The 14,042-nt window shown below is 41.0% G+C and carries 10 protein-coding genes and 1 pseudogene; 2 read left to right on the top strand and 9 right to left on the bottom strand.

Annotated features, from left to right (window positions below; genetic code table 11):
* Positions 1–58 precede the first annotated feature (58 nt).
* Positions 59–1,282 carry an MFS transporter gene (locus BLW54_RS15150; protein WP_074735586.1) on the bottom strand — a complete coding sequence of 408 codons (1,224 nt, stop codon included), beginning with the start codon at positions 1,280–1,282 and terminating at the stop codon, positions 59–61.
* 204 nt (positions 1,283–1,486) lie between these two features.
* Between BLW54_RS15150 and BLW54_RS15155 the strand changes: the two genes are divergently transcribed.
* A complete protein-coding gene (locus BLW54_RS15155) occupies positions 1,487–1,924 on the top strand; it encodes a MarR family winged helix-turn-helix transcriptional regulator (RefSeq protein ID WP_035510458.1) in 438 nt (145 codons plus the stop codon).
* A 213-nt stretch (positions 1,925–2,137) separates the two neighbouring features.
* Here the strand turns inward: BLW54_RS15155 and helD are convergent, their stop codons facing one another.
* Positions 2,138–4,492 (bottom strand): RNA polymerase recycling motor HelD, encoded by a 2,355-nt coding sequence (helD, locus tag BLW54_RS15160; protein WP_074735694.1) that lies wholly within the window; start codon positions 4,490–4,492, stop codon positions 2,138–2,140.
* A gap of 245 nt (positions 4,493–4,737) precedes the next feature.
* Positions 4,738–5,088 (bottom strand): VOC family protein, encoded by a 351-nt coding sequence (locus tag BLW54_RS15165; protein ID WP_035518917.1) that lies wholly within the window; start codon positions 5,086–5,088, stop codon positions 4,738–4,740.
* Between the two features lie 215 nt (positions 5,089–5,303).
* Between BLW54_RS15165 and BLW54_RS15170 the strand changes: the two are divergent.
* A pseudogene (locus BLW54_RS15170) lies at positions 5,304–6,307 on the top strand (DUF3231 family protein).
* A 667-nt stretch (positions 6,308–6,974) separates the two neighbouring features.
* Here BLW54_RS15170 and BLW54_RS15175 read toward each other — a convergent pair.
* From BLW54_RS15175 to BLW54_RS15200, 6 genes are all read right to left on the bottom strand, one after another.
* Entirely contained in the window at positions 6,975–7,541 is a 567-nt protein-coding gene (locus tag BLW54_RS15175; RefSeq protein ID WP_074735588.1) for a DUF4256 domain-containing protein, read from the bottom strand.
* A 151-nt stretch (positions 7,542–7,692) separates the two neighbouring features.
* The gene (locus BLW54_RS15180) at positions 7,693–8,076 is read right to left on the bottom strand and encodes a VOC family protein (protein WP_074735590.1); all 384 of its coding nucleotides are present in this window, start codon (positions 8,074–8,076) and stop codon (positions 7,693–7,695) included.
* A gap of 41 nt (positions 8,077–8,117) precedes the next feature.
* A complete protein-coding gene (locus BLW54_RS15185) occupies positions 8,118–8,396 on the bottom strand; it encodes an ArsR/SmtB family transcription factor (protein ID WP_035518918.1) in 279 nt (92 codons plus the stop codon).
* Positions 8,397–8,570: 174 nt separating this feature from the next.
* Positions 8,571–9,710: a mannitol-1-phosphate 5-dehydrogenase gene (locus BLW54_RS15190; RefSeq protein ID WP_074735592.1), complete on the bottom strand. Its 1,140-nt coding sequence runs from the start codon at positions 9,708–9,710 to the stop codon at positions 8,571–8,573.
* Positions 9,711–9,715: 5 nt separating this feature from the next.
* On the bottom strand, positions 9,716–11,803 hold the full coding sequence (locus BLW54_RS15195) for a BglG family transcription antiterminator (protein WP_074735594.1): 2,088 nt from the start codon (positions 11,801–11,803) through the stop codon (positions 9,716–9,718).
* A gap of 107 nt (positions 11,804–11,910) precedes the next feature.
* Entirely contained in the window at positions 11,911–13,833 is a 1,923-nt protein-coding gene (locus BLW54_RS15200) for a PTS mannitol transporter subunit IICBA (protein ID WP_074735596.1), read from the bottom strand.
* Positions 13,834–14,042 lie beyond the last annotated feature (209 nt).

The raw sequence follows: 14,042 nt of genomic DNA on the forward strand, positions 1-14,042 counted from the left end.
CTTTCTGATGTCATAATATTAGATAAACCCGACTGCCTCATTAACCTCTTCCCGTTCTTTAGTGGCCTTCTGCTTTGTCCACATGTCGAATATGGCCATGGTTCAAAAGGATAAAGACTACAGACAAAAACACTATGCCGGCTCCGACAAGGAACGGGATGCTCGGGTTGTATATCTCCGAAAGCTTCCCTGCCAAGAACGGAGCAATGGCCCCTCCTAGGAAGCGCAGGAAACTATAAGCGGCTGATGCTGTCGAGCGTTCTACAGGGCTCGCATTCATGACCGCCGTTGTAATTAAGGTATTAATATTTCCGAGAAGAGCACCGGCAAAGATGACGGTTGCAATGACGACCCACTGAGTCGATGTCCATATTCCCATAGCTAATAGAACGAGTGAGAAAACAAAAAGCATCGTACACATAGACATCACCGTCCCAAACCACTGTTGTAATTTGGGGGCCATAAATACGGATGTCAAGGCAAGTAAAATGCCCCATCCAAGAAAGACAAACCCTAATCCATGTTCACCGAGCCCTAGAACAAACGGGGAGTATGCAAGCAAAGTAAAAAAACCAAAATTATAAAGCGCCGCCGCTATGCCTAACACAAGCAAGGAACGGTGTTTTAAAGCTCGGAAAGGATCGGACAGTGAAGTTTTCTTTTTCGTAACCTGACCAGCGTTCGTTTTCGGCATTAAAATGATGAGCCCTAAAAAGGCGATGACCATGAGCACGGCGACCCCGAAAAATGGCCCTCGCCATATAATGGCGCCTAACGATCCGCCAATCAATGGTCCAACGGATATTCCTAGCCCAATCGCCGCTTCATATAAAATGATTGCCTTCGCATTTCCACTCGTGGATAGCGTCACAATGGCTGTTAAAGCAGTCGCTACAAAAAGGGCGTTCCCTAACCCCCATCCTCCACGGAGGAAGACGAGCTCCCAAATGCCATTCGATAATCCGCCTAAACCAGAAAACAATGCAATAATCACAATTCCTGAAAGCAGCGTACGTTTCATGCCAATTCTGGATGTGATGACACCAGTTATGAGCATAGCTACAGCCATAACGGCATTGTAACTTGTGAACAGTAAGGTGACCTCACTTGGATTGGCATCCAGCTGCTCGGCAATAGCCGGTAAAATCGGATCAACCAGCCCAAGTCCCATAAAAGCAATGATACAAGCAAAAAATACAGCCCAGACCGCTTTTGGCTGCTTTAGAATCCCCGGCTCTTCTGCAATCGAGATGTCCGGGACCTTGGCAGGGTTTGTGGCCATGAAACTAAGCCTCCTTATTTAAAATTCTCCAGGTAAACCTTATTCCACCTGATTATTCTGTTTGGGTCCCTTTGCATCCAGACAGAATATATAGTTGTACCATACAACCTCATTATTGTATGATACAACTAAATTCGGATATGTGTCAACGGGGAGATTTGATGGTATCATCAAAGAAGAAGCTGTACATCTGAGGTGAAAAGTATGAGTAATGAATCTCTGGAATTAATTGAACAACAGGTGACCGATTTCATTCGCAGGATCATCCTTACAGAAAAGCGCCATGATAACCTTGATCGTTCCGCCTACATTTTATTACGCCAGTTATCAAGCTATGGTCCTGCCGGGGTCAAGTCGTTGGCCGCAGACCTGCACTTAGATATATCGACAGTCAGCCGCCAGGCAGCAGCGCTAGTTGAAAAAAAATATGTAGAGAAAGTAGCAAACCCTATAGACAGAAGAGCTTACTTTTATCAAATTACAGAACTAGGGTTAAACGAATTGGAGGAAAACAAACGACGTAGGTATCACCGTTTGGCCGGCATTCTTGAGGAATGGACGGAGGATGAGAAAGAAAAGTTTGGTCATCTGCTCCAAAAGTACAATCAAACCGTAAATCAAAAAATGAATAGGAAGGAATAACTCCCTATATCCGGCTGGTTTGAATTAATGACACCATTCATATGCCGATCTGCGCGTTTTGCCTAAGGGAACGGTCTGATGTAAGACCTCCCGCGTACATATTGAATCGTTTACGCTTGTATAAGAGAAACATAAAAAAGACGAGGTCTAGGCGAACCAGTCACCTAAAACCTCGTCCACTTAACGATAGACGCATTTTCCAAACTATTCCTTTTATTTCACACTCCTCTTGGATGTGACCCACTCCCCAGATGAAATGTTACTTAAAAATCGGCTTGGTTCCCCGACGCTATAGATTTGCAAGTGATGCATCGCTCTCGTACAAGCCGTGTAAAACAAGCGGCGAAGACTCTCCTCTCCGTATATTTTTAAGGAGGCATCATAAATAATCACTGCATCAAATTCAATCCCTTTTGCAAGGTAAGCAGGAATGACGATCACACCCTGTACATACTCATCAGTATTCTTCTTCACCAATTTAAGATTTGGCAGGAGAATACGAAGCGTATCATAAGCAACCGAACTTTCTGCCGCTGACTTACAAATGATTGCAATCGTATGATACCCGCGGTTTTGTAAAGATTTGACGTTCGCCCCAATTTCTTCGTGTAATTTAGTATGATCGGATACTCTCGTGAGAGTTGGTTTCTCCCCCTCTCGCTCAAACGCTTCGATTAGCTCCCCCTCCGGAACAAGTTGTCTTGTAAACTCAATAATTTGCTTGGTCGATCGATAACTACGGCTTAAGGTAATATATTCTGTTTTACTTTCCCCGTATAGGCCGGTTAATGATTGGAAATCCACATAATGATCGGCGTGTGCAAAGATGGCCTGGTTAAAATCCCCCAGTACCGTCATCTTCGCTCTAGGAAATAACCTTTTTAAAAACTCGAATTGAAATACAGAATAATCCTGGGCTTCATCTACAAGCACATGTTTAATAGAAGTATTGGAGTGGAAACCTTGAATAAGTTCCTTTAACAGCAAATAAGGAGTCGCATCCTCTTGATAAAGTTTGCCTTCTTCCAGCATTTTTTTAGTCGAGGAACAAATGTCTTCCCACTCTGCAGGAAGCTCTTGTTCCTTCCATAACTTGTGCCTCATAGAATCGTCAAAAAGCTGCTTATATAAACCTTTCATATTTATAAACTGAAGGTCTTCTACCTTTCTGCGTAATGGTTTCAACTTCCTGCGTACAATCATACGGGTAAGCACATTGTTCTCTTTCTCGTAAAATTCAAAAGAACCTCCGTGGTATTCCTCTGTTTCCTCTAATTGAGTGTATACCTTCTGAAGGTCATCTTTGCTAAGGAGTTCGATTTCATCTTGTACCCAAGACTTCGTCATCTCTCTTGTTTCCGTTTTGTCAATTTCTTTTATAAGCCACTCTTTCAACTTATCTATTCTATTATGAAAGTGAAGGGCGGAATGTTCATTATAAAAAAAGTCTGTGACTTGTTTAGATGAAACAATCGTTTGACCGCGAAACTTTAACCCTTTAAATATCATCCTTGTGAACTCTAAGGTTTCCCGATATCTTTTGACCGCTTCAAAAAAGTTCAACGATGCCTTAAATGGAATGCTGGCTTTTCTAGTTCTATAGGCAGGGTCATCTGTCGCTTCCAGCAGATATTCCAATTGTTCATAAGGATCTTCAATGGTAAATGATCGCCCCAACCGGTGTTCAAGGTAATCTTGAAAGGTTTCCTGCTGCATATTCTCTTCCCCAAGTTCGGGTAAAACATGGGAAACATAGTTGCTAAACATAGAATTAGGAGAAAACAACAGAATTTGATCCGCTTTCAGGGTTCCTCGATACTTATAGAGAAAATAAGCAATGCGCTGAAGAGCAGCTGATGTCTTCCCACTCCCCGCAGCCCCTTGTACAATTAAAAGTCTCCCACGAACGTTCCGAATGATTTTATTCTGCTCCTTTTGAATCGTTGCAACAATACTATGCATATGTTTATTGGACCCTTGACCAAGTACTTCCTGCAGAATCTCATCCCCGATCGTAAGGCTAGTGTCGAACATGGATTCGATCACACCATTCCTGATGTTATACTGCCACTTCCCTTCAAGTTCTCCACGTATCCTTCCTTCAGGTGTAGAGTATTCGGCCGGCCCAGGAGGATAGTCGTAATAAATACTCGAAATCGGGGCCCTCCAATCGTAAATGAGGATGTTTTCGTTCGTTTCATCAAAAATCGTCGATACGCCGATATGAATGTGCTCCGTTTGGTTTGTTCCCTCTTCCGTAAAATCAATCCGACCGAAATAAGGCATGTTCTGTATTCGTTTAAGCCTCGATAACCGTTCATAAGAATGGCGGTGGGTACTTTGACTTACTGACAAATCTTGTGCCTGTTGCCTCATCCCGATTATCGTTTCAAGATAATCGTCAAACGTATCCATATTTACTTTAAGATCATCCCAAAAGTGCTTACGGATATGGATGACCTCTTCTTTACGCTTAGCTGCATCTGGTTCAACCTCGTTTATTTGCTTCGCAATGATCCCCATCACTTTATCCAAATATTCTTGTTCTTTCCGAATTTCTTTCTTCAGATAAACCACTCCTCACGAAAACGCAGATTAGGGGGTTGACTTCACCGGTGTTTTGCACTATAATTTAAAATAGGATATAGTATATTCTTATTCACGAGAATGGAAGTCAATAATTAAATTTAACACAATTTCTTACATATAGCAATATGGGGATCTTTGATATTGTGAAAGAATAAGAAAAACACGTAAGTAAAACCAGTTGTCCGTTTGCCCAACGGGTTTTTATTTTTTAAAATATATAATTTTCATTCCCCTCTTGTACAAGCTAGCAACAAATTCCCTTCTGGATCAAAAAAGTGACAGCCATACATCTTACTCCCAAAATGCTCAATCTCTCCAACGTTCACATTCTTTTCTCTCAACTCTTTTTGTGTCTCCTTCACATCATCCGTTTCAAAGAAGAAAGGAGAATAAGGCAATGGAGTGATTTCTTTCCCTTTAGCCTGCAAAAGGATTAAAGGTGGACCCTCTAGTTTAAATTGTAGAAACCCCTCACCTTCCGCTTCTACCTCAAAGCCTAAAACCTCCTTGTACCAGTCTTTCGTCCTTTCAAAGTCCACCAGGTGAATAAAACAACTATTGATTTGATTTTTCATGGTCTGACAATCCCCTCTCCCTTATTTTATAAAAGTCAGCTTTTACTTTAGGATACGCGATAATGATCGATGGGCCATCCGACTCTAGCACTGTTGTAATAGCCCTGATTAAACTGAAAACTGGAATACCTCCAACGGATTGTTTCGTCTAAAAATCCATTAAAATATTTAATAAGATGGTTTACTTTAGGGAAATATTAGGTTGAGGTGATTTGATGAATAAAGAAGAACTAAAACTTACGTCTGCTGAAATAGGAACTCTCTGGGGAGAATATGTAAATGGGACAGCCGTTGATATAATCAATAAACATATGTGGTCTACAATAGAAGACGAGAAAATAAAAAACCTTTTCGAAGAAGCGATAAGGATTTTTGGCGACCAGAAAAACAAAATAAGTCAATTCATTAAAAACGAAGGGTTCCCAGTCCCGATTGGCTTTAATGAAACAGACCTTAATAAGGATGCCGGAAAGCTATTTTCTGATATCCTCTGCTTGCATTATTTACATACTATGAGCCTTCATGGTTTATTAGGGCATCCTACAGCTCTAAGTTCTTCTGTGAGGAGTGATTTAAGACACTTCTACGAATCCTGTAGTCAAGATGGCATGAGTATGTATAATCAAACAACTGAATTACTATTGGAAAAGGGACATTTTCAAAGGGACCCTTATTTTTACCCTGAAGAAAAACCAGAGTTTGTTTCAGGACAAGGATTTATCGATGGTTTCTTTGGAGACAAACGCCCTTTAGCCTCAACGGAAATTATAGCTCTTTCGCTTAATTTAAAAAAGAAAATTATGGAGAAATGCCTTTCTATCGGATTTAGCCAAGTTACTACATCTACGGAAGTTAAAAATTTTTAAAAAACACACAAAAGACATCAGACAAGCAAATTCAATCATTGAGTAAAATCCTAAGAGGAGATCATTTACCTGTTCCAATGTCTTGGGAATCAGAAGTTACAAATTCCCAGGACTCCCCCTTTTCAGATAAATTAATGTTATATTACATAGGTTTCTTATTGCAATCCTCACAAGCTTATCATGGTACAGGCCTTGCCTCTGCCATGCGTGTAGATCTCGTCGCCACTTTTGAGCAAATTATATTAAAAAATCTAACGGTTACAAAAGAATGGTTTAACTTGATGACTAAAAATAAATGGCTAGAACAACCCCCTCTTGCTCCAAACAGAAAAGAAATTGCGAAGGATAAATAATATCTACAGGACATTCGTCAGACTTCCACGAAAAAGGGCACTTTTCTAAGTGTCCTTTTTTCAGATCCCGTTCAGGTCCCTTTTATGGCTGTTTTAGATATATCCCCACGCCCCACTCTTCTTATATGAAATCAAAGAAGTTAATTATTTTTCTTATCAGATTTCCCAAATAACCCCATTGCAATAGCGACTGCAATGCCTATTCCAATCCAAGAACCTATCCCCATACCCTACATCTCCTTTTTTTAATTTTCATAGTATAGTTACGTGTTTAAAATCATTTTGTTTCATTGCTTTTCATTTCTTTTCTCACTCAGTAGTTTCTCCTTATTGGGTTTCTTATGACCCATTAAAAATTTGCTCATTTCAAAAGTTAGCCCGCCATCCACGATCCTTTAAGAATATGGATTCTTTATCAGCCATTTCATAAACACGGATGTCAGAACCCCGGAAATCAAGAATACGGATAAAGCATAAATAAATACGAGGCTAGATCCATCCATCTACACGTTGATAAGAATGCTGAAAGAAGAGCGGCTAATACATTCAAGGAATATCACAGCCCCTCCTCCATAAATGAATGTGGTCTTACGTTTCATTTATAGGGAGCATCATTCTAAAAAAAGGATGACATACCCTAAGTAAGCCATCCATAAGTTCGTACCATTTAAATCCTTAACGCTCCCCGAAATCCTCTTGCACTATAATAGGATTCTGCTCCATTGTGGTACACAAAGACAGTGTTATAGCGCCGATCACAAAAGAGAGCACCACCAAGATGTCTGATGTCTTCAGGGGTTTGTACCCAGCTCGATGTCTTCCTATCAAACTCCCCAAGTTTCTGGAGCTCCCGATATTGTTCCTCCGTTAAAAGCTCGATGCCCATGGAAACTGCCATATCACAAGCATTGTTTTCTGGTTTGTGTTTCTTTCTTGCCTCCTGTGCTTCACGGTCGTAACAAACCTTTCTACGGCCTTTAGGACTTTCCGCTGAACAATCATAAAAAATGTATTCCCCTGTCTTTTTATCATAACCAACAACATCCGGCTCTCCGCCCGTTTCTTCCATTTCATGGAGTGACTTCATTTTTTCAGGGTGATCTTGGAGCTTCGCTTCTATTTCATCCCATTTAAGCCCGGGATGACGATTGATATTTTTATCAAAACGGTTCTTTAAAGTACGAAGCAGTTCTTCATGCTGTTCTAACGACAACTTCTTATCTGTTTTGGTCATCTTTCATTTCCTCCTTATTTTCAGCCATGTGATAGTCGGACTATATGCTTCACCCTTGCCCAAGTGTAGGAAAGAGAAAAAACGTTGATGAATTCTTAGCAAACCAACCTTCCATTCACCTGAAAACTAACAAAAAGTCATGAATACTAGGTTACTGCTGGATGATCTGAATAAGGTTGCCGCATGTATCATCGAAGACAGCTATTGTGACTCCGCCCATTTCTGTCGGCTCCATCGTAAAGTGAACACCCTTTTCCACTAATCGGTTGTACTCTTTACGAATATCTGAAACGCCAAACATTGTGACAGGTATGCCATCGGCAAATAATTTCTGTTGATACTCTTTAGCGGCAGGGTGGGCATTCGGTTCTAGTAAAAGCTCGGTCCCCTCTTGTTGATCGGGAGAAACAAGCGTTAACCACCTATATTCTCCTGAGGGCACGTCATGCTTTTTTACAAATCCCAAGATTTTTGAGTAAAAATCCAACGCTTTATCTTGGTCATCTACAAATATACTGTTAACAATGATTTTCAAAATGTTTGTCCTCCTCTAGTCGTTGACGTTTCGAGATGAGATTATTCTATCCATCCCTTCAACAAATGCTTAAGCGGTTCATTGTTGAATATAAGAACTCGATACTTTCCCTTTCTTTCAGATTTAACGAGCCCAGCATCTTCCAATGCAGAAAGGTGTTTCGCTATCGCTTGTCGTGAAATGGAAAGGTCGTGCTTCATAATGAGACGTGCGGTAAGTTCATACAATGTCAGCTCGTTGCGTTCGGATAATTCGTCTAATATCAGTCGTCGAGTCTGGTCACTAAGTGCTTTGAATATCGTATCTTTATTCCCATTCATATAGCAAGTATAAGCAACTATATGGTTGCATGTCAAGGTGGTGCAAACTTTATTGCTGCATAAAAAGGATAATTCCTCTATGATATCCCCTCGTTTAAATCTCCCATTCCTCAAAAAATAAAAAAAAGAGCCTGATTTTAAATCAGGCCCTAAATGGTATGTTTTAATTAAGAATTACTTTTTAAATTCATGGTACTGACGAACCACTTCTTTGGTAAGATCACTGTCCTCATCCAGCTTACTTATCGTTTTTAGAACATAAGCAGGTCCGTATTCATTGATCATTTCCTGAATTTTCACAGCCTCTTCATCCTGTGGATGATCGAATAATAACGCTGCTGCGATTGCTTTAGCCAGGTTTGTATATGATAATCCAGCTTTTTGCGCCTGTGTCGCTGGACGAATCAATCTGTCTTCAGGTCCCAGTTTACGGATCGGTGCGCGTCCGACTCTTGTGACGCCATCGTTCAGGTATGAGTTTTTGAAGCGTTCAATATTCTTATTGATATAATTTAGATGGTCAGCTTCATTCAAGCCATACGCTTTCACCAAATAGGCGCCCGTCTCCTTAAGTGTCTCCCTGACCTGATTCGCCACTTTTTCATCAGAAAGCGTCTGATCAATGGTTTCTTTTCCTTCAAGGTAACCGAGATAAGCAATAACCGCGTGGCCTGTGTTAACCGTAAACAACTTTCGTTCGATAAACGGAGCCAGGTCCTCTACGATTTTCATTCCTTCAACGGTCGGAATCGTCTCTGTTGTTTCCACGACCCATTCATAATAAGGTTCGACAAGCACATCCAGGGAATCCTGGTCCTGAATCGGCACGATGCGGTCGACAGCGGAATTAAAGAAGTATACACTTCCTTCGATTTCCCCCTTCGTTTCTTCGTCAAGATGTTCAAATATATGTTTCTTTAAAATGTCTGTAGCACCGATTTGGTTTTCGCACGCAATGATATAGAGTTTTTCATTAGTCACAGACACGCGTTCAGAGATCCCCCGGGCAATCAGAGGGGCAATCCTTGGTAGAATGTTAGGACCGATCGCTGTTGTCAGGTAAGTTGCGTTTTGAATCGCTGCTACCACTTCTTCTTCTTGTTTAATATTATTTAACCCGGATACATGTTCAATCGTCACCGACTCTTTCTGTTCGGTCGCTAATTGAACCTGATAGCTTTTTTCTTCATTTATTTTTTGAATGATTTCGTCTGCAATATCCACAAATGTTACGTGATAACCAGACTGGGAAAATAGCGCCCCTATAAATCCTCTGCCAATGTTTCCTGCTCCAAAATGAACGGTTTGCTTCACGGTCATCATTCCTTTATCAAATTATTTTTCAGATAGTCTAAAAATAAATCTTCCAATTTTTTTCGAATCATCGCTTCATTCGAAGATGAGAAAATCATCATAGCGACATCACTTTCAATCAAACTTGTACTAATGATGCTAAGGATTTCCTGCTCCCGCTTGCTCATATTTTCAGGAGCCAGCATTAAAAGCAGGTTCTTCATTTGCATTTCCTGGCCGTCCATTCCCTTAACCTTACATGGCGTACCTAGATGGGAGACTCGAAAAATGAGCTCCTGGACACTGTCGTCTCGACAATGAAAAAGGCCCATGTTCGTGTTAGGTATTCCAAGACCGCCTTTCTTTTCCCGCACCTTCAACTGTTGCATGACGTTTGCGGCATTTGTCAGAATCCCTTCTTGTTCTGCCTGATCCACCATCTCTTCTAAAACCTTAAAATGACCTCCGTTCCCCTGCGTACGATAAACGTGCAGGTTCTCTAAAATAGCATCCATACTAGAATGAACATCCTTGATTTCCTGCAAGAGCTCTTTTACATCATGCCGACTTACAGGAAGTGGGGGGTCTTGCGATTCCTTCGGGTTTATATACCGTTTCTTTCTCGTTAACTTTTCCAAGTTATTTTGAAGGTAATCTTTGATAAACCCAATATCTTTTTCACTTAACAAGGGACTGACAAGAATGTAGTCTATATCCGTAAAAGGGAGCCTGACCGTAGAGATTACGAGATCAAAATGATGCTGATTGGCTAATTGGAAATCCTTAATCGATAAAATCTCCACATTCGTGATTTCGGCCAGTTCTTTTTGAATACGGCTTGCCAGCATCTTAGAAGCACCAATTCCAGTGGGGCAAACGACAACAGCATTAATTCTTACTTTCTCTTCATGCATGAGAAGGGCTGATCCAAAATGAAGGACTATAAAAGCCACTTCATCCTCTGGAAAGTCGATATCATCAAATTCGTTTTCCAAACTTTTCTTAACAGCCATGAATAAGACCGGATACTTTCCTTTTATTTCTTCTGTCAACGGATTAAACAACTCGAGCTGCTGTTTCAGGCGAAAAATCGAGGGCTCCATATGGGCTAACAATCCTTGAAATAAAGAAAAATCATCGGACAAATCGACATTCAGCATATGAGAAACATCCTGAATCACATTTTTAATCAACTTTCCGAGCAAGACACTATCATAGTAGGCGACATCAGCAGCCTGAACTTTTGAACCTTTTAAAATAATCGTTAAGAAATGAATATCGCTATTTGTAATAGAGGTCGAAAGTTCTCCTTCCAACTCTTCGCCTATCGTTTTCATTAATTGAAACTCACTATCAGCTTCATTTTCTTGTTTATATTCCTTTTCCAGCAAGAAATGATTTTGAGTCCGCTGGATCGTCACACATATATGAACGATGAGTCCGATATAATCACTATCGGCTAACCTTGTTTGACCCTTATTGATCTTTTGATTCACAAGTTTGTCGATCACTAATAAATAGGAAGATGAAAAATAACCGAGTATTTTTTCCTTCCACTCTTTCCCCTGTTCCAGCAAGTACAAATTTTCGATTAACTCTTCGTAAAAATAGACTAAAAAATAACTGGCTAGCGCATGCCGTTTATTCGTTTCCTCTGCGATCAGCTTCACCCCTACTCCTCTTTTTCTTATAAGGGTGATCGAAAATTTATTTAACCAATCCGCCAGATCATCCAGATACGCAGTTAATGTCGCACTGCTGACCCCAAGCTCGTTGGCAAGCGCCTGTTTTTTTATAGAAGGGCCTTCATGCAGCAAGATAATAAGCAATCGCAGCTTTCTTTCCTCAGGCGTTTCATCGGTCGGATGAACACCAGCCAAGTTTTGGATGAGTCTGAAAATTTGTTCATTTTTACCATCGATAAAAAGACCATCGTTCGCCGTCCGATTCAACTCCAGATCAAATGGCTGTAAAATCTTTTCGATGGATTTCAGATCCCTTTGAACTGTTCTCACACTAACATCTAAGAATGAAGAAAGAGAGTGAACGGTATGCTTTCCCGATGTTCGGACAATTAAATCAATGATGGATTTTTCCCTTGAGGTAATAAACATTCTTCTCACTCATTTCACTAATTAAGATGCCCCTCTTTCAAGAGAAAAAAAGCATATAAAGCAGAACAGAAAGGCAGGAGTACCCCCGCCTTTCTCATTCCAGCCGCTTATTTACTGTTGATAATACCCTTTATTTCTTTAGCTGATTTCGCCTCAATCATTTGATCGACATTTTCTTGTTCGGAACAAATAACGGCAATGCCAGAAAGGATTTCTAAATGTGTGCCATCTTTACCGGCGATTCCGAAGATCATTTTCGCTTGTTCTCCGTTAAAATCTACCCCATCCGGCACTTGAACAACCGTAAATCCGGATTTGATGACAGCTTTCTTCGCTTCTTCTGTGCCATGAGGAATCGCCACGTTATTGCCCATATAAGTAGAAGTGATTTCTTCACGTTCAACCATTGCATCCACATAGCTGTCTTGAACGTAACCAGCCTTGACTAGGGCCTCACCAGCGAAACGGATCGCCTCTTCTTTTGTAGAAAATTCCTTGCCGATAAAGATGTTTTCTTCCAGCAACAAATCATCATCTTCATCCATGTTAGGTTCTGCGTCTACCGCATCTTCTTCAGATTCTTGCACAAGTTCTGCCTGTTCTTCTGTAATATCATTTTGTAGTCTAGCGATCAATTGATCGTACTCTGGGCTTGATAAGAAGTTATCTACCGAAATATGATAAGCATTCGGCATCTTGTTTTTCGCCCGTGGTGTCAATTCTTCCTGCGTAATTACAATATCCGTATCTGCAGGGATATTGCTGATCGCTGTATTTGTAACCGCAACGTCCAAATCGGCTTCTTTTACTTTCTTCTTCAGAAGGGAAGCTCCCATGGCACTAGATCCCATGCCAGCATCACATGCAAAAATAATCTTGTTGACTTCCTGAGGGAACTCACCGTTATTAACGGCTTCTTCTGTTACATTCCCAGCAACAGAGCTCTTCTTCCCTTTCATTTGTTCCATCTTCTTGGTCGCCTCGTTAATATTTTCATCTGTCTGCTTACCTGTTTTAAGCACCAGAGCAGAAACGATGAAGGACACCGCAGTAGCTACAAGTACAGCTGCGAAGTTGGCTACATATACCATTCCATCTGGAGGGGTAACAGCTGAAATCGCCAAGATACTACCAGGGGAGGCAGGTGCTCCAAGTCCTCCGCCTAAAAGCACAAGCGTGAAGATTCCGCTCATTCCTCCAAGGATAACAGAAATAATCAACATTGGTTTCATCAACACATACGGGAAGTAAATCTCGTGAATCCCACCAAAGAAGTGGATGATCCCCGCTCCCGGTGCTGACTGTTTGGCAGATCCTTTCCCAAACAACATAAAAGCTAATAGCACACCAAGACCAGGTCCAGGGTTAGCTTCCAGAAGGAATAGAATCGATTTACCCGTTTCTTGTGCCTGGTCAAGTCCGATTGGTGAGAGAACACCATGGTTGATCGCATTATTTAAGAATAAAATTTTCGCAGGTTCTATCAGAATACTTGTTAAAGGCAGTAATCCAACTCCAATTAACCAGTCGACTCCTACAACAAGTAACTTTGTAAAACCTTCAACCATCGGCCCGACACCTAAGAAGGCAAGAATCGCCAGAATACCACCAAGGATCCCTGCAGAGAAATTGTTGACAAGCATTTCAAAACCAGACCTGATTTTCCCATCGATGGCCTGGTCGAATTTCTTAATTACATAGGCACCAAGCGGTCCCATAATCATGGCTCCCATGAACATCGGTGTATCAGGGGCTCCAACGATAACCCCCATCGTTGCAATTGCACCTACAACGCCACCACGTTGGTCATGAACCAATTTACCCCCTGTGTAACCGATTAAAAGCGGCAACAGGTACGTAACCATTGGACCCACTAATTGGGCTAGGTGTTCATTTGGGAAGAAACCGGTCGGAATAAATAAGGCCGTGATTAATCCCCATGCAATAAAAGCACCAATGTTCGGTAAAACCATTGAGCTGAGAAAGTTACCAAATTTCTGTACGGCAACTTTAATATTTGATTGAGCCATAAAACTCTTCCTTTCAATAAGTATGATCATAAAAACTTTCTAACTTAATCATAGAGGAGGAATGGAGGCGCATTCAATAACAATGAAAACTAACTTTGTCGCGCTTGTTATGACAAACCTATTGTTTCTCTTATTGATGGGGCTATTCTGGTGAACCATTAGGAAGCAGCAGCTCTCTTATTATTTTTGTTTACATCCTCCACCCCATG

The organism is Halobacillus karajensis (assembly GCF_900108515.1).
Classification (GTDB): Bacteria; Bacillota; Bacilli; order Bacillales; family Halobacillaceae; genus Halobacillus; species Halobacillus karajensis.